The sequence below is a fragment of the Pseudoalteromonas sp. BSi20652 genome (assembly GCF_000239855.1).
Taxonomy (GTDB): domain Bacteria; phylum Pseudomonadota; class Gammaproteobacteria; order Enterobacterales; family Alteromonadaceae; genus Pseudoalteromonas.
This window is the reverse complement of sequence record NZ_BADT01000155.1, coordinates 1-25,021: the sequence shown is the minus strand read 5'-3', so window position 1 is coordinate 25,021 and position 25,021 is coordinate 1. Positions and strand designations below refer to the sequence as shown.

16 protein-coding genes, 1 tRNA gene and 1 pseudogene are annotated in these 25,021 nt (G+C 39.4%); 13 read left to right on the top strand and 5 right to left on the bottom strand.

What is annotated here, in order from left to right; all coding sequences use genetic code 11:
* Positions 1–106: 106 nt before the first annotated feature.
* The gene (locus P20652_RS06245) at positions 107–1,063 is read right to left on the bottom strand and encodes a methylenetetrahydrofolate reductase (protein ID WP_008170187.1); all 957 of its coding nucleotides are present in this window, start codon (positions 1,061–1,063) and stop codon (positions 107–109) included.
* A gap of 251 nt (positions 1,064–1,314) precedes the next feature.
* Between P20652_RS06245 and P20652_RS06250 the strand changes: the two genes are divergently transcribed.
* The 3 genes from P20652_RS06250 to P20652_RS06260 all read left to right on the top strand — a co-directional run bounded on the left by P20652_RS06250 (position 1,315) and on the right by P20652_RS06260 (position 5,929).
* Positions 1,315–4,197 carry a pitrilysin family protein gene (locus P20652_RS06250; protein ID WP_008170185.1) on the top strand — a complete coding sequence of 961 codons (2,883 nt, stop codon included), beginning with the start codon at positions 1,315–1,317 and terminating at the stop codon, positions 4,195–4,197.
* A gap of 197 nt (positions 4,198–4,394) precedes the next feature.
* Positions 4,395–5,213, top strand: a complete 819-nt coding sequence (gene cysE / locus P20652_RS06255; RefSeq protein ID WP_008170184.1) for a serine O-acetyltransferase — start codon at positions 4,395–4,397, stop codon at positions 5,211–5,213.
* Between the two features lie 35 nt (positions 5,214–5,248).
* Positions 5,249–5,929, top strand: coding sequence for a hypothetical protein (locus P20652_RS06260; protein WP_008170182.1), 681 nt, complete (start codon positions 5,249–5,251; stop codon positions 5,927–5,929).
* A gap of 12 nt (positions 5,930–5,941) precedes the next feature.
* Here P20652_RS06260 and xseA read toward each other — a convergent pair whose 3' ends face one another.
* Positions 5,942–7,282: an exodeoxyribonuclease VII large subunit gene (gene xseA / locus P20652_RS06265; RefSeq protein WP_008170180.1), complete on the bottom strand. Its 1,341-nt coding sequence runs from the start codon at positions 7,280–7,282 to the stop codon at positions 5,942–5,944.
* A 147-nt stretch (positions 7,283–7,429) separates the two neighbouring features.
* On the opposite strand from xseA, the gene guaB reads away from it, so the two are divergent.
* From guaB to rimI, 5 genes are all read left to right on the top strand, one after another.
* Entirely contained in the window at positions 7,430–8,899 is a 1,470-nt protein-coding gene (gene guaB, locus P20652_RS06270; RefSeq protein WP_007377818.1) for an IMP dehydrogenase, read from the top strand.
* 102 nt (positions 8,900–9,001) lie between these two features.
* Positions 9,002–10,579 (top strand): glutamine-hydrolyzing GMP synthase, encoded by a 1,578-nt coding sequence (gene guaA, locus P20652_RS06275; protein WP_008170177.1) that lies wholly within the window; start codon positions 9,002–9,004, stop codon positions 10,577–10,579.
* Positions 10,580–10,733: 154 nt separating this feature from the next.
* Positions 10,734–10,810, top strand: a tRNA-Trp gene (locus P20652_RS06280).
* Positions 10,811–10,875: 65 nt separating this feature from the next.
* Positions 10,876–11,226 (top strand): hypothetical protein, encoded by a 351-nt coding sequence (locus P20652_RS06285; protein ID WP_008170175.1) that lies wholly within the window; start codon positions 10,876–10,878, stop codon positions 11,224–11,226.
* Positions 11,213–11,680: a ribosomal protein S18-alanine N-acetyltransferase gene (rimI, locus tag P20652_RS06290; protein ID WP_008170173.1), complete on the top strand. Its 468-nt coding sequence runs from the start codon at positions 11,213–11,215 to the stop codon at positions 11,678–11,680. The genes P20652_RS06285 and rimI overlap by 14 nt, the downstream gene beginning before the upstream one ends.
* A 68-nt stretch (positions 11,681–11,748) precedes the next feature.
* On the opposite strand, the gene P20652_RS06295 is transcribed toward rimI, so the two are convergent.
* The gene (locus tag P20652_RS06295; RefSeq protein WP_008170171.1) at positions 11,749–14,415 is read right to left on the bottom strand and encodes a hybrid sensor histidine kinase/response regulator; all 2,667 of its coding nucleotides are present in this window, start codon (positions 14,413–14,415) and stop codon (positions 11,749–11,751) included.
* Between the two features lie 843 nt (positions 14,416–15,258).
* Here P20652_RS06295 and prfC point away from each other — a divergent pair.
* The 4 genes from prfC to P20652_RS06315 all read left to right on the top strand — a co-directional run bounded on the left by prfC (position 15,259) and on the right by P20652_RS06315 (position 20,540).
* A complete protein-coding gene (gene prfC / locus P20652_RS06300; RefSeq protein WP_008170167.1) occupies positions 15,259–16,848 on the top strand; it encodes a peptide chain release factor 3 in 1,590 nt (529 codons plus the stop codon).
* A gap of 60 nt (positions 16,849–16,908) precedes the next feature.
* Complete coding sequence (argS, locus tag P20652_RS06305; protein WP_008170165.1) at positions 16,909–18,651, top strand: arginine--tRNA ligase; 1,743 nt, start codon at positions 16,909–16,911, stop codon at positions 18,649–18,651.
* A 461-nt stretch (positions 18,652–19,112) separates the two neighbouring features.
* Positions 19,113–19,751 carry a pyridoxamine 5'-phosphate oxidase gene (pdxH, locus tag P20652_RS06310; protein WP_008170164.1) on the top strand — a complete coding sequence of 213 codons (639 nt, stop codon included), beginning with the start codon at positions 19,113–19,115 and terminating at the stop codon, positions 19,749–19,751.
* A gap of 21 nt (positions 19,752–19,772) precedes the next feature.
* A complete protein-coding gene (locus P20652_RS06315) occupies positions 19,773–20,540 on the top strand; it encodes a TatD family hydrolase (protein WP_008170162.1) in 768 nt (255 codons plus the stop codon).
* Here the strand turns inward: P20652_RS06315 and P20652_RS06320 are convergent.
* Positions 20,507–21,127, bottom strand: coding sequence for an AhpA/YtjB family protein (locus P20652_RS06320; protein WP_008170161.1), 621 nt, complete (start codon positions 21,125–21,127; stop codon positions 20,507–20,509). The genes P20652_RS06315 and P20652_RS06320 overlap by 34 nt on opposite strands.
* Positions 21,128–21,280: 153 nt before the next feature.
* Here P20652_RS06320 and serB point away from each other — a divergent pair, with 153 nt between their 5' ends.
* Positions 21,281–22,309, top strand: coding sequence for a phosphoserine phosphatase SerB (gene serB / locus P20652_RS06325; protein ID WP_008170159.1), 1,029 nt, complete (start codon positions 21,281–21,283; stop codon positions 22,307–22,309).
* Positions 22,310–22,329: 20 nt separating this feature from the next.
* On the opposite strand, the pseudogene P20652_RS18550 reads toward serB, so the two are convergent.
* Positions 22,330–24,806, bottom strand: a pseudogene (locus P20652_RS18550) (PilZ domain-containing protein).
* Between the last annotated feature and the right edge of the window lie 215 nt (positions 24,807–25,021).

The window sequence follows — 25,021 nt, the reverse complement described above, 5'->3', positions numbered from 1 at the left end:
TGTTATGCTTAAATAATAATTACTTAAATGGTACGGCGTACTAAAACAAAAAAGCAAGCTATAAGGCTTGCCAAGAAGGGGAGTGAACTAGTTTTAATCTTAGCCTTTAAGCAATTTGCTTTTCAGCTAGGTTTAATTCCATTGTTGCTTTTAATAAGCGGTATAGATTAATTGACGCATCAATTTCTTCTTTACGGTTTGTTAAGCTTTCAATATTTAAACCCAGCGGCACGTCTAAGTGCGCACAGCTTTTAAGTATTAGGTCGAGGTTTTCGCGGCAAATACGTACCGATTCGCTTAATGTATTGTCTGCATCAAGCATGCGCCATTTAGTTGCCTCTGGCACTGAGATACCCAACCATTGCATAAAGTCTAAGGTTTTTTCGCCGCCGCACGGGGTAAACGTTAATATAATACGTTGAGGTGTAATACCTTGTGCTTTACATGTTCGCGCGTAGCTAGTAATTAGCTCTATAGTAGCTTGTGCGTCGTAAACAGCTTGCGATATAAAAAACCGACAACCTTGTGCTGTTTTTTCTATTAATCGTTCGTGCTCATTTCGTTTGCTTGAATGGCGCTCGGCAATCGTAACGCCACCTAAAAAGAAATCATCTGATTGCTCAGCCATTGCTTTATACGCATCTGGCAGGCTTAGCTTTATATCGCCTATCGATGACGGGCTACCTACTAAAACTACATTTTGCAAATCGTAGTCGTTTTTAGTTTCACTTAGCCAATCTTTAAATTCGCCTACGCCACGCTGCGCCACACTTTTATAAGTAATCACATCTTGTGCAGATAAATTACGAAGTAAATGACTGTATTCACGCGGATCAACGGTTTGTTTAAACGGAAATGGGCGATCTTGATTAGTTCGGCTGCTTTCGTCTTGAATGTCGTAAATTATTACGCCGTCGTATTCAATTTCGTGTAAGCGACCTAATAGCTTTTCTGCAATGGTTTTTAATTGCGCTTTATCGGTGCCAATTTTAGGCGGGGTAGTACCAATAAGATAAACACCTTGTTTGGTGTCCTCTATTTTTTCTTTTAATGATAAAGCCATAATCCTCATTCCAGCTAAGTTTGTTTTGATGGATTTAATATAGCAGCCATTTAGACGTCTAGATAGATTTATTTAGTGAAAGTTTTTCAACTAACATGATGTTTATTCATAGTGAAAAGTTTCTAAAATAGGTAATTGACACAGTTGTTTACATAATAAATCCCCTTTGGGCTCTTATATTTATTGGCTTTAGGGCATAATTAATGGGTTAAATCTGACAACAAATTTGCTCAATTTAAAAAGGGACAACAATGAAATTTAAATTATTAGCAACCAGCTTAGCGGTATCGCTGGCATTAACGGGTTGCGCAATGCAACAAAACCAAAGCACGCAAACAACAGCACAACAAGAACAAGCAAATAAAGCTGATGACCGTGTTTTTTCGCAAGATTATTTAATTGAAGAGCTAGAAAACGGCTTACGTGTCATGGTTGTTAAAACCGATTACCCTGATGTAGTGTCGCTGCAAATTCCGGTATCGGTTGGATCGCGTAACGAAGTTGAAGAGGGCAAAACAGGTTTTGCTCACTTTTTTGAACACATGATGTTTAAAGGCTCACAAAAATACCCTGAAGATGTGTATTCAGACATATTAAAAAATTCAGGTGTTGATAACCGCGCATATACAACGAACGATTTTACAAACTACCATTTAAATTTTTCAAAACAGCATCTTGATAAAGTACTTGAACTTGAAGCTGATATTTTTCAAAACTTAACCTACACCGAAGAGCAATTTAGAACCGAAGCACAAACGGTTAAAGGTGAGTACTTAAAAAACAACGCGAGCCCAATTCGTAAATTATTAAGCGCTGTCCGCGAAGAAGCGTTTGATAAGCACACGTATAAACACACCACTATGGGCTTTTTTAAAGACATAGAAGCGATGCCAGATCAAATGGCGTACGGTAAAGAGTTTTTTGCTAAGTTTTATAAGCCTGAGTATGTGTCACTTGTTATTGTGGGCGATGTAGATCCACAAGCAACAATGGCAATGGTTAAAAAGCATTGGGGCAGCTGGAAAAAGGGTAACTATGTTGCTGACATTAAAGCAGAGCCTGTACAACAAGCACCAAAATATTTGCACCAGCAAGATGAAGCGCTTCCAGGGCATTGGTTACTTGTATCGTACAAAGGCGCTGCGTGGGAGCCTGCTAAAAAAGACAGAGCGGCACTTGATTTAATCTCACAGCTTTATTTTTCTAGTAATTCAGATTTATATCAAGAGCTAGTGGTCGACAAACAAATTGCCAGCCAAATGTTTACCTATAACCCAGAGACTAAAGATCCGGGTTTATTGCACGTATTTGTTAAAGTAGAAAACGCAGATGATTTAGCCACTGCACGCGATGCCATTAACCGAACTTATGCAAAAGCACGCACTGAGCTTGTTGATGAGCAAAAGCTCAGTGATTTAAAATCGAATCTTAAATACAGCTTTATTAATGGCTTAGATTCGTCGCAAGCGATTGCATCAACCCTTGCCAGCTACATGCATTTTGAGCGCGATCCTGAGGTTATAAACCAGCTGTATAAATCGGCAGATAACATCACCAGCGCAGATATTAAAGCCGTTGCTAATAAATACTTTACCGATAACGCACGTACCACATTAACAATGTCGGCACTTGATAAAGCCCCAGGTTTTGAGCAAGAAATTAATTTAAACGCGCTTACTGCAAAGCTTGAACAAGCACCTGCGGCACCTGTATTTAAAGTACTAGATAAAACGAATAGCTCGCCATTAATCGATGTTAACTTTTTATTCAATACCGGCGCGGCTGCCGACCCTCAAGGCAAAAAAGGTGTTGCTGCGTTAACTGCGGCTATGCTTGCACAAGGTGGCTCAGAGGCGACAAGCTATAAAGATATTCAAAAAGCACTTTATCCGCTTGCGGGTAGCTTTGGCTATCAAATAGATAAAGAAATGCTGTCGTTTCAAGGGCGCATTCATAAAGATAATGCGGCGCAGTGGTATTCACTTGTGAGCGATCAATTATTAAATCCAGGTTTTAGAGATGACGACTTTAAACGCCTTAAAAAAGAAATGATCGACGGTATTAAGTCTGGCTTAAAAGCATCTAACGATGAAGAGCTAGGTAAAGAAGTGCTATACAGTGCACTTTACAAAAATCACCCTTACGAAAGCTACAACTATGGTGATATTTCGGATTTAGAAGCGTTGACGCTGGATGATGTTAAAGCGTTTTATAACAGCGAGCTTACGCAATCAAAACTCACGGTTGGCTTAATTGGGGCTGTGCCTGTAAAACTTAAAGCTAAAATGATGAGCGATTTTGCAACGCTACCAAAGGGTGAGCAAAGCCGTTTAAGTATTCCTGATGCGCCAGCGCTTAAAGGTCATCATGCAACTATTGTAGAAAAGTCAGCGCAATCGACAGCGGTATCGTTTGGTTTTCCTATTGATACAATAAGAAGTAGCGAAGACTGGACAGCCCTTTGGCTTGTGCGTTCGTACTTTGGTGAGCACCGTAGTTCTAACAGCTTTTTATATGAGCGCATTCGTGAAACTCGCGGTATGAACTACGGCGATTACGCATACATTGAATACTTTCCACGTGGTATGTTTCAAACCAAGCCTGATGCAAATCTAGGGCGCTCTGAGCAAATATTTCAAGTGTGGTTACGCCCACTTCGCTCTAATAACGATGCGCACTTTGCAACACGTACCGCCTTGTTTGAACTAGATAAGCTAATTAAAAATGGTATGAGCGAAGATGACTTTGAAGCAACGCGTAACTTTTTAATTAACTTTGTGCCGCAAATGGTAGCAAGTCAAAACCGCCAATTAGGTTACGCGCTTGATAGCGAATTTTACAACACAGATAGCTTTGTAAGTTACGTAACTAATAAACTTAAAACGCTAAGCGTTGCCGATGTAAACCGCGTTATTAAAGAAAACTTACAAACAGACAATGTTCACTATGTGTTTATTACTGGTGACGGCGCTGATATGCAAAAACGTTTAGCATCGCAGCAAACCTCACCAATGGTTTACAACACAAAAAAACCAGCGGAACTAGTTGCTGAGGATAAAGTAATTGCTGATTACAAATTAGCAATTCCTGCAAAAAATATTGAAGTGATGAAAGTCGATAAAGTATTTCAATAATTTAAGTGTTTTTTAAGCGTTAAAATAATGCCTCGGTGCTATAAGCACCGAGGCATTTTTATTATTTAATAATGAAACTTAATAAACAGTTATACCTAATAACCAGAACAAATAACTAAGGGATTAACACCTTAGGCTTTAAATCCGTTAGACTTGGGAAAAGGCTATTTTATATCAACTTAAGGCAGTGCAGTATTATGCGTCATGCAATTTGGCAACAGCTTCGCGACGAAGCTAACGATGTAGTAAAACGTGAACCATTATTAGCAAGTCATGTTTATTCATGCATTTTGAATCATGATTGTTTAGGTTCGGCATTGAGCTTTATTGTTGCTAATAAGTTGGCTGATGCGGTGGTATCTGCATTCACTATCCGAGAGCTGTTCGACCAAGCATTTGTAAAATGTGACCGAATGCTATCTTTTGTTGCTGAGGATATTAAAGCGGTGAAAGACCGCGATCCGGCATCAGAAACCTATCTTACGGTTATATTAAATCTAAAAGGTTTTCATGCTATTCAGGCGCACCGTTTGGCAAATTGCTTGTGGCAACAAAACCGCAAAGAGTTAGCGCGCTTTATTCAAAGTCGTAACTCTGAAGTGTTTGGGGTCGATATTCACCCTGCATGTAAAGTAGGTAAATGCATTATGTTTGACCATGCAACCGGTATTGTTATTGGTGAAACAGCGGTAATTGAAGATAACGTATCAATTTTGCAATCTGTAACGCTTGGCGGTACGGGTAATGAGCAGGGCGATCGTCACCCTAAAATTAGAGCGGGTGTATTAATTGGCGCTGGCGCTAAAGTACTTGGTAATATTGAAGTAGGTGAGGGCGCACGAATTGGTGCGGGCTCTGTTGTGCTAAGCAATGTTCCACCACATACCACGGCTGTTGGCGTACCCGCTAAAATTATTGGTCGACCGGATTGTGAGTGCCCAGCGCAAAGTATGAACCAAAACTTTTTAACGCAGCAAGAACCTGAAAACGCATCGCATACTAGTGCGATGCTATAAGTAATTAAAAATAATAAAACTTAAAAGGAATTAACATGAACAAGAATAGTTTATTAGCTCTAGGGATTGGGTTTATTGCGGGGGTAGGTTTAACGTGGAGCTACTTTAATACAGCTTCAAGTCATCCAGAGTCTGTTAAGTCGCAGCCAAGTTATGAAAAACAGCAAAAGCTGCACACTGAGCAACAAAGTAATGAGGTTTTAATAAATGCAGACTCTGCAGTACCTGAGCAAGTCGCTAGTATAGAGCCCGCTGAAGATACGCCTACAACCAATTCAGAAACCCAAATGCTTGATGAACTACCTTTAGAAGAGCAAGTAACTCAGCTAAAGCTGCAACTTGCTGAGCAAAAAGCGACAGTTAAAAGTATTTTAAAGCAAATGAGGGGCCCTTCAGATTTTGAGCAGATTTTACGTGATAAATTTGAAAATCAAACGCGCGACGAAGAATGGGCTTATCGTACTGAAATGGCATTACAAGATTTTTTATTAACAGCTGACTTGGCAATTATGCCTGATGTTATTAGTGCAAAATGTAAAAAAACAGTATGTGAATTTGAATTTGCCGCGCCCACTGATAACGACACATTTGGTAATGATCAATGGCGAGAGCTAAACGATAAGTTGATGAAACAAGAGTTTTGGCAACAATTTAAAAGCACTACCTCCACATCGAGCGATAGCGAGCTTAAAATTTTGCTAAGTACAGAGCTTTAAGTACTCCCCATTTTATATGATAGGTATAACTTGTGATTCTATAGAGCCATCGACTAGCTCTGTAATTAAAACATCGCCTGTTTTAATTTGGTTCACAGATTTAACCACGTTGCCTTGCTGTGTTTTAGTGATGCTATAACCACGCGCTAAAACATTAAGCGGACTTACCGAATCTAACCTACTTGCTTGCAATGCTAAGCTATTATTAGCTTGCTGTAGCTCATGCTGTATAGCTTGTTTTAGCCTAGCTTGTAACTGCGTGAGCATATGGTTTGCTGAAGCGAGTTTTTTATCAGGCGATTGGCGCATTAAACGTGGTGTTAAGTTATTGAGTGTACGCTCTTGTTGGTATAAACGATTACGCATCGCTTGTTGCAGCGCAATGCTTAGCTCGTCCAAACGTTGTGATTTTTGACTAAGCTGATTACGCGGATGACACAAATTAAGACGGTGTTGTAATTGCGTTGCTAGTGCGCGTTTGTCGGCAATATCGTGTTTAAACGCGTTAGATAAACGATTAACTAATTGCGTTACTTTGTTGTGTAGCTCTTGCGTATTTGGGCTTACAAGCTCAGCTGCGGCTGATGGAGTCGCTGCACGAACATCAGCAACATAATCGCTAATGGTTGTATCTATTTCGTGGCCTACCGCACTTACTATGGGTAATTCACTTTTAAAAATAGCGCGGGCGAGCTGTTCGTGATTAAAACACCATAAATCTTCAAGTGATCCACCGCCGCGTCCTAAAATAAGTATGTCTACTTCATCACGGGCATTGGCTAATTCAATTTGATTAATTAAATGTACGTGCGCTTCTTTGCCTTGCACCATGGCAGGGTAAATAATTACTTCTAATTGCGGCGCTCGGCGTTTTAGTACCGTTAAAATATCTTTTATAGCAGCGCCGGTTGCTGAGGTAATAACACCAATACGATTAATATTTTGCGGTAATGGCTGTTTGTGAGCAGAGCTAAATAACCCTTCGGCGGCTAAGCGCATTTTAAGCGCATCGAATTCTTGTTTTAGCTGACCTTCGCCTGCGGGTTCCATGTGCTCAACAATAAGCTGGTAGTCACCGCGAGGTTCATAAAGCGATACACGCGCTTTTACTGTAACTTGTGCGCCATTTGTAGGGCGGTAGCTTTGGTTGCGATTGTTTCCGCGCCACATAGCGGCTTTAATTTGTGCTTTATCGTCTTTTAACGAAAAATACCAATGGCCGGATGCAGGGGTAATAAAGTTAGAAATTTCACCTGTTAATACTAAAGATGCAAAACCTTGCTCAAGGATTGTGCGAATTTCTCTATTGAGGCGTGAAACGGTGTAAACCGCCTGCGAAGGCTTCGAAAACATAAAAAACAACCTAAAAATATTTATGAGGCAAGTAATAAGATAAGTTTATCATAAATATTTGCGAAATATTATTTACTCATGCCAACAACGCTGTTAAAATTTGGCCGCAATTCCTTATCTTAGATCCACATGTGAGAAGTTGCCAAAATGCTTAGAATCGCTAAAGAAGCTCTTACCTTTGATGACGTACTTTTAGTACCTGGTCATTCTACTGTTTTGCCACACACGGCAAATATTTCAACTCGCTTAACGCGTGGTATCAAACTTAACTTGCCGCTTATTTCAGCATCTATGGATACTGTTACAGAAGCTCGTTTAGCTATTGCCCTTGCGCAAGAAGGTGGTCTTGGTTTTATTCATAAAAACATGACTATTGAAGAACAAGCGAAAAACGTACGTAAAGTTAAAACCTACGAAGCCGGTATTGTTTCATACCCTGTAACGGTTACTGCCGATTTAACAATTGCTGATGCAGTTGAGCTGTCGCACGAAAAAGGTTTTTCAGGCTTCCCAGTTACCGATAGCAATAATGTGCTTGTAGGTATTGTTACTAGTCGTGATATGCGTTTTGAAACTAAGCTTGAACAGCCTGTTTCTACCGTTATGACTAAAAAAGAAAAGCTTGTTACCGTTAAAGAAGGCGCAGCACGCGAAGAAATTTTAGGCTTAATGCACGAGCACCGCATTGAAAAAATCCTTGTTGTTGATGATGAATTTAAACTTAAAGGCATGATCACAGTAAAAGATTACCAAAAAGCCCAAGACAAACCTGATGCATGTAAAGACGACCAAGGTCGTTTACGCGTAGGTGCTGCTGTAAGTGTTGGCGCAGGTACTGATGAGCGTATTGCTGCATTAGTAGAAGCGGGTATTGATGTTTTACTTATCGATACATCGCATGGTCACTCTCAAGGTGTTATTGACCGTGTTACTAAAACGCGTAAAGAGTACCCAGACTTACAAATTATTGCAGGCAACATAGCAACAGCTGAAGGTGCGATTGCACTTGCTGATGCGGGTGCTGATGCAGTTAAAGTAGGTATCGGCCCAGGTTCTATTTGTACTACACGTATTGTTACCGGTTGTGGCGTTCCACAAATTACCGCTATTTCAGATGCTGTTGAAGGTTTAAAAGGTCGCGATATTCCAGTTATTGCTGATGGTGGCATTCGTTTTTCTGGTGATATTGTTAAAGCACTTGTTGCTGGTGCATCGTGTGTAATGGTGGGCTCACTTCTTGCTGGTACTGAAGAAGCACCAGGTGAAGTTGAATTATACCAAGGCCGTTATTACAAATCTTACCGTGGTATGGGCTCATTGGGCGCGATGGATCAAAAAGAAGGTTCATCAGATCGTTACTTCCAAAAATCAAACGAAGCAGACAAGTTAGTACCTGAAGGTATTGAAGGTCGCGTAGCTTACAAAGGCCCTATTGCAACGATTATTCATCAGCAAGTGGGCGGTCTACGAAGCGCTATGGGCTTAACGGGTTGTGCAACAATTGAAGAGCTAAATACAAAACCACAATTTGTACGTGTTACTTCAGCAGGTATGGGTGAGTCGCACGTTCATGATGTGCAAATCACTAAAGAAGCACCAAATTACCGCTTAGGTTAAGCAGCGTAATTAATTTAATATACTGGGCTTGCTTTGCAAGCCCTCTTTTTAGTCGTTTACATTAACAAACGGCATTTAGCATCAGACTTTACGAGATACTCCATGAGCAAAGATATTCACGATTCACGAATTCTCATTTTAGACTTTGGTTCACAATACACTCAATTAATCGCCCGTCGTGTGCGTGAAATTGGTGTTTACTGTGAACTTTGGGCATGGGATGTGACTGAAGAGCAAATCCGCGAGTTCAACCCACAAGGTATTATTCTTTCTGGTGGTCCAGAATCAACAACACTTGAAAACAGCCCGCGCGCTCCTGAGTATGTATTTAATGCAGGCGTGCCTGTACTAGGTATTTGCTACGGTATGCAAACAATGGCAGCTCAACTTGGCGGAAGTGTACACAGCTCTGATAAAAAAGAGTTTGGTTACGCACAAGTAGAAAAAGTAGGTAACTGTGCATTATTTGATGCAATTGAAGACAGCATTACCGATGGCGGCAACGGCATACTCGATGTATGGATGAGCCATGGCGACAAAGTAATGGATATTCCAGCTGGTTTTGCAACAACAGCTAAAACATCGACTTGTCCACATGCTGCAATGTCTAACGAAGAAAAACGTTTTTACGGTGTACAGTTTCACCCAGAAGTAACGCACACGCATCAAGGTCAGCGCTTATTAGAGCGTTTTGCTATTGATATTTGTGGCTGTGAAAAATTGTGGACTGCTGCAAAAATTATCGATGATGCTATCGAGCGTATTAAAGAAACAGTTGGCGATGACGAAGTTATTTTAGGCCTCTCTGGTGGTGTTGATTCATCGGTTGTGGCTATGCTTATTCACCGTGCAATTGGTGAGCGACTAACCTGTGTATTTGTTGATAATGGTTTACTTCGTTTAAACGAAGGCCAACAAGTAATGGACATGTTTGGTAATAAATTTGGCTTAAATATTGTTAAAGTTGAAGCTGAAGAGCAGTTTTTAAATGATCTAGCGGGTAAGTCAGACCCAGAAGATAAGCGTAAAGCCATTGGTCATACGTTTATTAATGTATTTGATGAGCAAGCCAAAAAACTTAAAAATGCAAAATGGTTAGCGCAAGGTACAATTTACCCAGATGTAATTGAATCAGCGGCATCTGCAACCGGTAAAGCGCATGTTATTAAATCTCACCACAATGTAGGCGGATTACCAGATGATATGAAAATGGGCCTTGTTGAGCCATTACGTGAATTATTCAAAGATGAAGTTCGTAAAATCGGCCTAGAGCTTGGTTTACCGTACGACATGCTTTACCGTCATCCTTTCCCTGGACCAGGTTTAGGTGTGCGTGTACTTGGCGAAATCAAAAAAGAATACTGTGATTTATTGCGCCGCGCAGATGCGATTTTCATCGAAGAGCTTCACAAAGCTGAGCTTTACCATAAAGTAAGCCAAGCGTTTACTGTATTCTTACCTGTTAAATCGGTAGGGGTTATGGGCGATGCACGTAAGTACGATTGGGTTGTATCACTTCGTTGTGTTGAAACTATCGACTTTATGACAGCGCGCTGGTCACATTTACCTTATGAGTTTTTAGGTGTGGTATCAAACCGTATCATTAACGAAATAGATGGTATTTCTCGTGTTGTTTACGATATTTCGGGTAAACCACCTGCAACTATCGAATGGGAATAATTTGCCCCGCATTGAGTTAGGTAAATTAAAGTGATAGAAAACGGCGAATTAGCATGCTAATTCGCCGTTTTGTTTATTAAAAAAGCAGTTGAACTAAAAGTGTGATTTTTCTCTTTACCTTTAGCGAAACTTCTCTATAATTCTTCGACATTGCAGGGGCGTAGTTCCAATTGGTAGAACAGCGGTCTCCAAAACCGATGGTTGGGAGTTCGAGTCTCTCCGCCCCTGCCATTTCTTCTTTACATCGTATTTATTAATTCTTATATTACCTTACTTACTAATTTCATCGAGTCGTTATGCATTCACGGTACGCAGCTGTTTTTGGTATTGAAAACCTCGAATTAAATGAACACTTTAAACCAGCTAATAAAATTCCTACTTATAGTTATCCTGCAGATAATCTTTTAAAAGATAGTCATGCATCTGATACTACACCACAAAGTAATATACTTGAGCCTATTGAGCTTTCTAGTCAGTTATTTGCTGATATTAAACGTGCAGCAGTACCTATTGCCATTAATAGCGTTGTACAAGACGCTAAGATGCAATTAAAAGGCGATCAGCTAGTACTTACAACACCACAGCTCAGCACGGCCGACAAGCGTGCTTTATGGGCTTTAATGAGTGAACACCTTGATAAACTTTAAATCAGTAGATGAAACAGCAATATCTCAATTAATGGCAGTAGAAAAAGCGTGCCATAGCCATCCGTGGACTTTAAATACAATGAGTTCATGCATAGGCGGGCGCTATTTTAATGTTGCTGCGTTTGATGAAGAGAAGATGATAGGTTTTTATATAGGTGAAAAAGCAGGGCCTGATTTTACGCTTATGGATATTTGTGTTCTGCTAAACCAACAAGGGAAGGGCATTGCTAAGCAGTTATTAGCTCAGTTTATTGAATATGGTGAACAGCAAAACGCTGAAAATTTATTTTTAGAAGTACGCGAATCTAACACTCGAGCAATTTCGCTTTATGAGCACGTAGGCTTTATTGAAATGTCAGTTCGTAAAAATTATTACCCCAGCGACAATCCTGCTAAAAATGGCTTTGAAGATGCTATTTTAATGGGCATGGCGCTAGGTTTAAACTTTTCATAATTAAAGTCGTAATTAGCATTTAAAACACAGAGCCACTAAAGTACCGTGCTGCTTTGTAAGTTTGCTTTTTAGGTTACTTTGTCGCTAATTGCTTGCTCAATGGCTGCTATCAAATCATTTACTAGTTCGTGTCTTGGTACTTTGTTGTTGCTTTTTAAGTTTTCTTCGAGTGCTCCTGCGCTATGATAAATTTTATCAAAGTTAAAACACCCTGCGCTTCCTTTAATACTGTGAGCTACGGTTCTGAGTGTTTCCCAATCATCAGAGTATTGCAGCGCTTTTACTTCATCTAAGTGAGTTGGCAGGTTAGCTATGTAGTTGTTTGTTATTTGCTGAAATTTTTCGCTCTTTAGTAGGCGATCCCATTTGTTTTGATTGTCTTTTTCAAGATGCAGGTAACTTACGAGTACTTTTTCTAAGGCATCTTTGTCAATGGGTTTAGCAAGTGCTTTGTCGCAACCCGCTTCTAGGTAAGTGCCTATATCATGGTTCATTACATTGGCAGTAAGAGCGATAATAGGGCCGTCATAGGCGGCGTGCCGTAGCATTTTAGTGGCCTCTAATCCGCCCATAACGGGCATTTGCATATCCATAATAATAAGCTGATAATCGTTAACGAGAGCCATTTCTACCGCTTGAGCACCGTTACTCGCAATATCAGGTTCAAGGCCCCAAGTTTGAAGTAGTAATTTAATTAATAGTTGGTTATCAGGGTTATCTTCAGCGACCAAAATATTTGCATCAAAGTTATTCGTTGCAAAGGATAATAGAGGGTCTTTCTCTGGAATTAGTTGGCTGTAGTGCGTTAAAAATACGAGCATTGGTTGGTCATCAGATAACTGACACGCCACCCCAATAGTAAAGCGACTACCAACACCCACTTCACTTTCAAGTGTAATGTCACCGCCCAGCAGTTGAGCTAAATTTTTAGAAATACACAAACCAAGTCCTGTGCCTCCAAAACGACGTGTAGTTGTTGCATCTGCTTGTTCAAATGGTTTGAATATACGCTCTATTTGGTGCTCAGACATACCAATGCCTGTGTCTTTAATTATAAATTCAAGCTTTTGGCTCGCTTCTAGATAATGCACACAAATTGAGACACTACCTTGCTCGGTAAATTTAACTGCATTATTGGCAATGTTAATAAGTATTTGTTTTAAGCGAGTAACATCACTATAAATGGTGCTAGGTAGAGGTAGTTGATAGTCAATATTAAGCGTTAGCTGTTTTTCTTGCGCTAGCGGTTGAATAATCGACTCTATATCATGTACTAGCTGCACAACATTGAGGGCAGATTGATCGACAGCGAGCTTTTCAGCCTCAATCTTAGATAAATCTAAAATATTGTTAATTAGCTCTAATAGATGTTTTGAATTACGTAAAATAGTGCGGAGATACTTTTTATCGTTAACTATTTTATCGTTATGCAGTAATTGTTCTGTAAACCCCATAATAGCAGTAAGTGGAGTGCGTATTTCGTGACTCATATTTGCTAAAAAGCGACTCTTAAGTTGATTCGCTTGCTCAGCTTGGCCAATAGCTAACTCAAGTTGGCTGTTCATCGCTTCAAGTGCTTTGGTACGACTTTCTACTTTATCTTCAAGGTGGTGTTTATATTCTTCAAGCTGTTGTTGGTAGTGCCTTATTTGATTAACCATGTGGTTAAAGTCGTTAAATAAAACACCTACCTCATCATTTGTGTGTGCAGGCAAGTGTACCGACAAATCACCATCACCAACACGGTGGCTGGCAGCACCAAGTAACTCAATGGGGTTAAGTAATAAATTACGTACCACTACAAAAATTAAGATGGGTAGAGTAATTACCGAAATAATAACAATTAAGCCTGTTATTAAGCTTATAGCCTTGCCTGATTGATAAAGTAGACCCTTTGGAATTGTAGATACATAATAATATCCTCCAGGCATTTGTACGGCAAAAATCATGCGTTCAATCTTATCAATGCTTGAGAGCTCAATGGTCGAAAGCATGCCAATATCGGCTAAATCATGTACCCGATTTAACTCATATTCGCTAATGTATTGGCCACGCATGTTGTAATCTGAACTAAATAAAATTTTACCGTCTTTGGTCAACATTAAATTAAGCGTGTTGTTATAGGGTGCTTCTAAAATGCTTGAGTTGAGTATTGATGGATCAATATGAATAACAATAAAGCCAAGTTGTTGAGGGCGTTTTAAATAGTAATCAACACTATAAATTCGTTGAATAAAGTACAAACTGGTTGTGCCATCATTTTGTTGAATCATAAACTGTTGTTTACTTAAATTACTTTGAAGTACTTGATCAAAAAAAGGATAGCTTTTTGGCGCTGCTGTAAGGTTATTAGAGTAATACGCATTACTTTTACCGCTAGCTGAAACTAAGTTAACGCTTATTATATCGGGGTAGGCTTCGCTGTAACTTGCAAATACGTCCATCAGTGCACCGAGTTTTTGGGTGTATCTCCCGTCGTTGCGTCCCTCATTTGCTAAAAAATCACTCAGTACCGGAGATGTAGAAAGCAGTTTTGCAGTTGAATGAAAGGAGTCAATGTAATTAAATATTTTTTGTTGTTGTTGCTCAACAAAACGGCTCATTATTAAATCAGCTTGTTTTTGTGTTGAATTAGTAACATTGGTAAGCGTAAAGCCACCTAAAAATAGCAATGGTAAAATAACAAGGGGGGTTATATACCATAATAATCTAATACTTAACGTGCTGGTTTTCATGACCAAACTACTTATCCTCCGTGCAATCTATCAATGATATGCGTTACGACTTTATTACACAAGCTTACAGCGGTCTTGGTGGTTAAATTACAACCATTATCTACATGATATTTAGCACAATATCAATTTGTACGACTAAGTTATTTAACTTAATAGGTTATAAATTTATAGGCTCTTTTTGCGCCTAAAAAACAACATAACTTTATATGCTTAAAGTCTATTTTTTAAAGGTACTTGATACCTATTGAAATTGAAAATTTTAATTCATTTTTCGTTATTGACACTCGGTGAGTTAATTAAAAACTGTTAGCTGGCCCTCTAGGCTATATTGTCCCGCAAAGACATAATAATTTTAATGGCGTGTAAAGGTTTGATACATTGTTTACTGAACCATTTACTGAGGTTATTGCAGAATATTTCTGTGCCGATTTTGTAGTTAAGCCCTCCAAAAGCCACATTAATAAAAAAGATCAGCTAATAACTAACCATTGATTGTTTATAAGGTCAAGATCAGCGAAAATAGTCTTTAATTACGATTAACATAACGGATCGCACGTGAAGGGCCAATTTAGGGCTTTTCTGATGGTGTGTTGAGCTTTCGAGGTTGCTCTATACCAATTTTATTAAAAACAAGATCGTTCTAACGTATTAAATAACTCACTAACTACGTTAAAAATTATTCATAGAGAATAACTCTATGTGATAATTTTCGCCTTGTTATTGCGCTATTTTTTATCGCTATAATAGATCGCTAATTTAATGCAATTGGTATTATTTAAGCCTTAAAAGCTCAGCATACTTAAAGTGGATAATATCCGTATACAAACAAAAAGAACTTTTTTAATGGCAGATCAAAATCTCCTTAGTGAAATTAATAAACGACGTACCTTTGCTATCATCTCTCACCCAGATGCGGGTAAAACAACCATTACCGAAAAAGTATTGTTATTTGGACAAGCTATTCAACGAGCTGGTACTGTAAAAGGTCGTGGTTCTAATCAGCACGCAAAGTCTGACTGGATGGAAATGGAAAAAGAGCGTGGTATATCGGTTACTACTTCTGTAATGCAATTTCCATATAACAATGCTTTGGTTAATTTACTTGATACCCCAGGACATGAAGATTTCTCAGAAGATACATACCGTACATTAACAGCGGTGGATTCATGTTTAATGGTTATCGATGCGGCAAAGGGTGTAGAAGACCGTACCCGTAAGCTAATGGAAGTAACACGCCTGCGTACAACACCGATAGTTACGTTTATGAATAAATGTGACCGTGAAATTCGCGACCCTATGGAAGTGCTGGACGAAGTTGAAACAGAGCTAAATATTGCTTGTGCTCCAATTACTTGGCCAATTGGTTGTGGTAAAGATTTTAAAGGTGTTTACCATATTCACAATGATGAAGCTATTTTATACAAATCAGGTCAAGGTCATAAAATTCAAGAAGTTCGTACCATTAAAGGTCTTGATAATCCTGAGTTAGATATTGCCATTGGCGAAGACTTAGCTGTGCAATTACGTGACGAACTAGAGCTTGTAATTGGTGCATCGAATGAATTTGATTTGGAGTTGTTTTTAGCCGGTGAGCTCTCGCCTGTTTATTACGGTACAGCACTGGGTAACTTTGGTGTTGACCATGTTTTAGACGGCTTGACTAGATGGGCTCCAACGCCATTGCCACGCGAAACAGAAGACAGACTTATTGTTGCAACTGAAGAAAATTTTACTGGTTTTGTGTTTAAAATTCAGGCAAATATGGACCCTAAACACCGTGACCGTATTGCATTTATGCGTATTGTATCGGGTAAGTACAGCCAAGGCATGAAAATGAATCACGTGCGAATTGGCAAGCAAGTCAGTATTTCTGATGCGGTAACCTTTATGGCGGGCGACCGTGAGCGTGCAGCCGACGCTTACGCAGGCGATATTATTGGTTTGCACAACCACGGTACCATTCAAATTGGTGATACATTCACGCAAGGCGAAAAGCTTAAATTTAGTGGCATTCCTAACTTCGCGCCTGAACTATTTCGTCGTATTCGCCTTCGCGATCCGCTTAAGCAAAAGCAGTTATTAAAAGGCTTGGTACAGCTTTCTGAAGAAGGTGCTGTGCAGGTATTTAGACCGCTCATAAACAACGATTTAATTGTGGGCGCAGTAGGTGTACTTCAGTTTGATGTGGTTGTAGCGCGTTTAAAAGCTGAATATAACGTAGATGCTATTTACGAAGGTGTAAACGTAAATACAGCGCGTTGGGTAAGCAGCGACGATGTGAAAAAGTTTGAAGACTTTAAGCGTAAATGCGAAAGCAATTTAGCACTCGATGGTGGCGATAACTTAACTTACATTGCGCCGAGCCGTGTAAACCTTAACTTATCGACAGAGCGCTACCCAGAAGTAACATTTAACCACACTCGCGAAAATTAGAGCTCATTTACAAGAATTAAAAGAAAGCCTGCTTTAGCGGGCTTATAAAGGTAAAAAAATATGAATATTCGTACTATTTTAATTGAAAAAGCCATTGCCGCGATGGTCGGTGCAGGCTTACCTGAAGACACAAACCCGGCAGTAACGCAAAGCACGCGTCCACAATTTGGTGATTACCAAATTAATGCAGCCATGGGCGCAGCTAAAAAAATGAAAAGCAACCCACGTGAGCTTGCACAAAAAATTATAGATAACCTTGATGTAAGCGATATTGCTCAAAAGACTGAAATTGCGGGTCCTGGTTTTATTAATATTCATTTAAAGCCTGAGTTTTTAGCGCAAAGCGTTAAAGCCGCTAATAGCGACGCAAAGCTTGCTGTAAATGAGCACGCCAATCCACAAAAAGTAGTTGTTGATTATTCGTCACCAAACCTTGCAAAAGAAATGCACGTAGGCCATTTACGTTCAACCATTATTGGTGACTCAATTGTACGTGCGCTTGAATTTAGAGGCGATACGGTTGTGCGTCAAAATCACATGGGTGATTGGGGTACGCAATTTGGTATGTTAATCGCGCATTTAGAAGATCAAATTAGCCAAGGTGTTGATTTAGATTCTGTAGCGCTCGCTGATTTAGAAACCTTTTACCGCGATGCAAAAAAACGCTTTGATGACGAAGAAGGCTTTGCAGATAAAGCACGTGACTACGTTGTTAAGTTACAAGGCGGCGACGCGCATTGTGAAAAACTGTGGAAACTATTTATAGCCACCTCAGTTAAGCACTCTGAAGAGGTATATACACGTTTAAATGTAACGCTTACGCAAGCTGATATTATGGCTGAAAGCGCATACAACGCAGAACTTAACGATATTATTAGCCTACTAAAAGATAAAAACATTGCAGTAGAGTCGCAAGGCGCGCAAGTGGTGTTTTTAGATGAGCTTGCCAACAAAGATGGCGAACCATCTGCGTTTATTGTACAAAAATCTGGCGGTGGCTTTTTATATGCAACAACCGATTTAGCGGCATGTGATTACCGTTCAAATAAATTAGGTGCTGATCGCATCTTAATTTTTGTAGATGCACGTCAAAACCTACATTTTAATCAAGTAGAGCTAACAGCGCGTAAGGCGGGCTTGTTACGAGACGAAACAAGTTACGAATTTTGCCCGTTTGGTACCATGATGGGTGCCGATAACAAACCATTTAAAACACGTACTGGTGGCACAGTAAAGCTTGCTGACTTATTAGAAGAATCAATTAACCGCGCAGCAATAAAACTAGCCGAGCGTGAGTCTGATTTAAGTGATTCTGAGCGCAGCGAAATTGCACGTAAAGTAGGTATTGGCGCAGTTAAATATGCCGACCTTTCTAAGCACCGTACCAGCGATTACATTTTTAACTGGGACAGCATGCTAAGCTTTGAAGGCGCAACCGCCCCTTACTTACAATATGCTTATACACGTGTACGCAGTATTTTTCGCAAATCAGGCGTTGATGCTGCTACATTAAATTCAGATGTTGCAATCATTGAGCCTCAAGAAAAAGCACTGGCACTTAAGCTACTACAGCTTGAAGAAGTACTTGATTTAATGATCAGCGAAGCAACACCGCACGTACTATGTGGTTACTTATATGAGCTAGCAAGCTTATACATGACATTTTACGAGGCCTGCCCAGTACTTAAAGAAGGCGTAGAGCCAAGCGTGCGCGATAGCCGTTTAGTGCTGTGTAATTTGGTTTCAAGAACATTAGAAACGGGATTGGATTTGCTAGGTATTGAAGTTATGGAGCAAATGTAATCACCGTCGTATTTTAACCTAATACAGCGTTATCCACCCCGACTTACCCTAATCACATACAAACCGTATGCTCATAGGGATAAGTCGGATTGGATGCCTTATCTTAGGCTAAACTACTTAGGTGAACCGTCTGCTGCGTGTAGTTCGCTTTGACTGCGTTGTCGTGCTTTTTTAGCCTAAGTCACATACTAAATGTATGCTCCTTGGTATAAAAAAGCACTCCGTCTTGTCAGCACTCCTACACTTGCAGATATAATGTTTTACATTGTAGGTTGGGTTGAGTGAAACGAAACCCAACGATATACCTGAGACTCTATGTTTACTGCTATCGAATGTACCTGAGACTCTATGTTATTGCTATCGTATATACCTGAATCTTAATATTTGTTATTACTCAACATCTATTGTTTTAAGCTCGCTACTCTAAGCTCTTTTCTAAGGCTTTATTTAAAGGATTTGTTATGAAACTCGAAGATATCCGTCGTGAATACCTGCAAGACGCGTTAAGCGAAGATAACTTGCAAGATGATCCGTTTAAGCAGTTTGAAACATGGCTTGAGCATGCAGTAGCAAGCAAACTACCCGACCCAACTGCGATGGTTGTAGCAACTGTGGATGAAACCGGTCAGCCTTCACAGCGTATAGTGCTTTTAAAGCATTTGGATGATAACGGTTTTGTATTTTTTACCAATACAGGCTCGCGTAAAGCGCAAGAGCTTAAAGGTAATAATAAAATATCGCTGCATTTTCCGTGGCACCACATGGAACGCCAAGTTATTGTCTATGGGGAGGCTAAACCATTACCTACCTCAGCAGTGGCGAAGTACTTTTTATCTCGCCCTAAAGAAAGCCAATTAGCCGCGTGGGCATCAGCGCAAAGTCGTCCAGTATCATCGCGTAAGGTACTCATGGAAACCTTTGCTAACATGAAAAATAAATTTGCTAAAGGTGAAATTCCACTTCCCGATTTTTGGGGCGGATATTGTGTAGTGCCGCAAAAAATTGAGTTTTGGCAAGGTGGAGCACATCGATTACATGACCGCTTTATGTATCAGCGCCAAGCAGGTAATAGCTGGCAAATCACACGTTTAAATCCTTAACAAGTAGATGAGTAAGTAACCGTGCAATTTATTGACTCTCATTGCCACCTCGATTTTAGCGAGTTTGATTCGAATCGTGAATCGCTTATAAACGAATGTGTAGCAAAGGGAGTTAATCAGTTTGTTGTACCGGGTATTACGCTTGCTCAATCGCATACTCTTATAAAGCTCAAAGCAACCTATCCAAGTATAAAAATAGCGGCAGGGCTACATCCTTACTTCTTAGAGCAACATAAAGAATCGCACATAGAAGCGTTATTCGAGTTTGCAACTACAAATAAGCATCAGCTGGTGGCCATTGGTGAATGCGGGCTTGATCGAAGCATTGAAAACCTTCCTAAACAAACTTACTTATTTGAGCAGCAAATAGGGCTTTCTAATGAGCTTAACTTACCCCTCATTGTGCATCATAGGCAAAGCCATGATTTAATTGCGCAATCGTTTAAGCGGTGTAAGCCAAAACATGGTGGGGTGATTCATGCCTTTTCGGGCTCACTTCAACAAGCGCAGTACTATATTAAGCAGGGTTTTAAGCTTGGCGTAGGCGGTGTTATAACCTATGATCGCGCAGTTAAAACACGGGCTGTTATTGCTGCTATTGAGCCAAAGCACTTAGTGCTTGAAACCGACTCACCTTCAATGCCGTTAAGTGGCTACCAAGGGGAAGTTAACACGCCGCTGCACATACCTGACATATTTAACGCGTTATGTAATTTAAAACCACACAGTAAGAGAGAGGCGCTTGCTAAGCAGCTTTACGGTTCTTGCTCAGATGTTTTTTGCATATAACGGTTTACCTGCCAACGTTTTAATCCACGCCCTAACTGCCACGTAAAAATACAGGCAATCACTAACATTAATAGTACCTGCCGACCTAAATCGTGAAAATGGTTATGGCTGTCAGATATTGCGGCGCGAGTTAAATAGGTAACAGATACAAACCCCAAAGGGCGATCATCATCGCTAATTACTGGCTCTATAAAAGGCGTTTTTAGTTTACTGATCCCAGGCGTGGAGTCGGGAAGTTGACCAAATACATGGTGAGATTGCCAATTATCGCTACTTGCGAGCACAATACCTTGTTGGTCGTAAATAGTGGCCGAAAGTACAAACTCATCTTTACTTATATCGTTACAAATAGCGTTGAGTTGTGGTTTGTTTTTTTCAATAAGCGGTGTTTTAACATTTAAAGCCATAAATTGGGTGAGGCTTTTTGCGGTGCTGTCGGCGCTATCGTAAAGTAACTGATGACTTTGAAAACTGCTATTTACACCCACCCAGCTTAGTAACACAAAACAGCCTGCAGCAAGTATTAGGCGAACAAGTCGCTTTCTTTGAGACGCAGTAATAGGGTTTTTAAGATGGTTATTTTTCATAGTCACCGTATATGCTGCTGACAGCATTTTAATTTGATGTTACAACTACACTAACTATAACCTTAAACCCCACCTGATGGCGAATTTTAGTGTTAATAATACTTGTTTTGATATGCCAACTATCAGGAAATTAAATATAAACACGGAGATCCCATGTCGCAAACAAGCATGGCACAGCCTACTGCTGATCAACCATTAGCACACTTAACTTTAAATAAATGGTTTAGCTATCAAGATGGTGTTTTTTTACCGCTTAATAATACTCCAAATAGGCAGCAGGGATTATTTAGTATTGCATTTGCAGGCGACTTTAATATGAGCGATGTAGATAATATTATTGATTTTTTAGCTAAAAATAATCAAACAGTGACCGCTATATGCCAATACCAGCCTGATTTAGGATTAGCCCCCGCACTGTGCTTTTATGCGCAAAATGCAGATCAAGCTATAAACCCGCTAATACTAGAAAAGTTTTCAAACACTCTAGATTGCCAGTTAGTACAAGTTGCTACGCCGCCTAATTTATATGAGCCAGGTTTATTGGTTATGGATATGGACTCAACTGCAATAACTATTGAGTGCATAGACGAAATAGCACGCCTTGCGGATGTATACGACGACGTTGCTTCCGTTACAGCACTTGCAATGGCAGGTAAGCTTGATTTTAGTGAGAGCTTAAATCAGCGTGTGGCTAAGCTTGAAGGGATTGAAAAAAGCTTAATTGAAGATCTTAAAAGTGCGTTGCCTCTCATGCCGGGTATTAAAGTACTGTGTCAAATTTTAAAACAGCATGACTGGTATTTAGCCATTGCATCAGGTGGCTTTGTGCCGTTTGCAGAGCGCGTACAAGAGCTTATTAATTTAGATGAAGTACATGCTAATGTACTCGAATTTAAAGACAATAAGCTAACAGGTAAGGTACTGGGTACAATTGTAGATGCACAACAAAAAGCGGTTGTTTTAGAGTCGCTTCAAAAAAAGCTAGGACTTGAAAAAATACAAACTGTTGCCATTGGCGATGGTGCGAACGATTTAGTCATGATGGCAAAAGCGGGTTTAGGCGTAGCAGTGCACGGTAAGCCTAAAGTGGTTGAGCAAGCTCAAGCAGCGATTTGCCGGGGCTCGTTACTACAGTTATTGTATATGTTAGCTATTCCGTTAAATAAAGAGTCTAATATTTAAAATAGATTAAGTTAAACCGCTTAACGCAAGCGGTTTAACCACATTAGTTTACGACGATCCATTTGACCAATCTGTTCCTTATTGAGCTCTAGATGGCTTAGTGCTTCCTCGGTTATATCAACTACATCACCGACACCTGCAACGGCCCACAAAGCCTCTTCTAAATCTTTTGCTTTGTGCAGTGCGTATTGGCTTACGTATTTTAATTCGTTGGATAAGTAGTCGGTATCTGGTCGTCCAGTACGTGAAATATATAAACGCATTACAAATATAAGCTGCGACTTAATGCCTTCACTTATTTGTTTGTAAAAAACAGAATAGTCTTCACCTACAGCACATTGACTAATAATTGCGTCTTCAATCTTCGCCTGGCGAGGGTTAAAGTTAATGGCGAGTGTAAAAGCAAGAGGAGGGTCTTGACGACTGCGATCTTTAATATTTGGCGTAATTACATTAATAATTTGTTCTTCGGTAAGTATGCTCGAAAAGTCAGTTTTATTATTTAACAAGCCAAAATTTTGTAAGATTACGTGCATTGGGCTGGCATAAAGACCAAAGCCAATTGCACCCGCTTTAAAGTGTGCAGCTTCTTTATGTAAATACAGAGGGAATTGACACACACTTTTAGTGACCATATTTCTAAGTGCTGTAGATAATCCCTCAATTTTAGGTGTTTCTTCAGATACTTTGAGTTTGTCTTTATTGCCTTCAATTAATTGTGTAAAAAAACTGACACCAGCATGAGGTAAGTCTGCAACTTGGTTCGCTTTTAAATTTATGGTAGTGAGCGATTTGCCCAGTGCCATTACTTCGTATTTAAGTTCGGTAAGTTCATGTTTCTTAGTTATTTTTTGTAAATCAGGAAATGCTAAAAGTACAATGTCGCCTTTTTTAAATGTAGCAGGTTGCTCACATTCTAATTGTAACCCCATCACTGAGAAATCGCGTGTATAACCATTAAATACTTCACCATTAGTAGTGACACTAACGGATGTTTTATAAAGGTAGCGATTGTGTGAGCGTAAATTTACATATTCAAGCGGTACTATATCTAAATAGGGCGGAGTTTTATATTTTGCATGGCCAAAGTGCTTAAGTTGGTTTACCAACGCCTTATCAAAAGTAATTTTTTTGTAATCTTCTTGTTCTGTTTTATTACCAATATTTGTTAGTACTACAATATACTTAACGTCTTTTATAAGGCCCTTTACTCGTGGTGAAGGTGGCTTATTAAGTTTTTCAATATTAGCGCCAGCGCTATTAGGCAATGAAAGTGGTATAAATGAGTCATCAGGATGGCTTGGCATTATTTGAATTTTAAAACATTGCCAGCTTTCTTTTTGACTACCAAAACCTAAAAATAAATCACGTAACTTAGGTGCATTATTAAGTTCGCTTCGTGTTGCTGAATAATAGTAAATTTTCCCCGACGAAATATGGGTAAACGTATAAAGGTAATCTTCTTTAACAGCCGTTGCCTGTTTTAATAGCAAAGATACACGCTGATGATTAAGTACATTGTATAAACACGGTGTTTTGCTTTCATCAGTAAAGTAGCGTTGAATAAAAATATTATTTTCAGTTGTTAAGCTAAGACTAGGGTAATACTGATCATTTTTTTGCTTAAAAATAAATATAAAGACGTTACACGAGGGATGTAGTATTGCTCATACCCTTTTGATACCACTGCATCGAGCGTGTTATCTAGATTCACTTTATAGCGACGTTTATTACCATGAATAAAGCTTTCTAAAAAGTCGTTAAAGGCGTCGTTATTTTCTATATAGGTTCGCTTTAAACGGATGTGGTTAAATTCACGAGAAATATTTTCAACCGCAACAACTTCGTATTGAATACCGTTTTTTAGGCCAAGTTCAAAGTCTTGCTCAAGACCCACTAATCGCATAGCAATAAGTTGATTTTTTCTTACTGCATGTCGTGTTGCCAGTTTTACTTTACAGCCGCTTAAAGATATATCTGAGGTGCTCGCTGCAATGTTCTTTTTATCATTGTAATCAATCGTTACTTTGATTGAGTAATTCATCCGTTCTTCACAGCGACTCTCGTAAGAGGCAAATTTAATAACGTCTGTGCTTAAATTGTTTTCAAGTTCTTCTAATTCGGACTTTTCTGCAGCTTGCTTTTGCAATACACGGTGGTTGTTTTCGGTATTCATCACGGCTTCATAAACAGCCAAGGTATATTCACCATGCTGCTTAAGTGCTTTTTCAAACACTTCAATGGCGGTGTCATCCATAAAGTGTTGTTTACCATTATGCTCGTATGGTTTTACTTGACCTGTGACTAATCCACGAAGATCAATAAAGCGTGCCACGGGTTGAGATAAGCGTGACATTTCCATTTTCATCAAAAATTGCTCAGGTTTAGTCAGCCCAGCTGTTTTTGATTTGAAAATTAGGTCAAATTTAGCATTGCCTAAATATGTTTTTAACTCGTTCACGAGGTTTTCGTGCTTGAGCATTATGTCATCAGCCATTTATAAAACCATCACCGTCTAATTGAAAAAGTAGGTATACTGTCAAGTCCATTTATTAAAAATTCAATAAACGTAAAGTCGCGCTATGTTATTAATATAGGTACGCTTGTTCTAGTAACTACAGTTTAGCTCTTGTTATTATGTGTTATTTGCCATTTTGTTGGCAAGTTACTTTAAAACTATTTTAAAGCAAAAAGTATGCCCTAAATTATAGT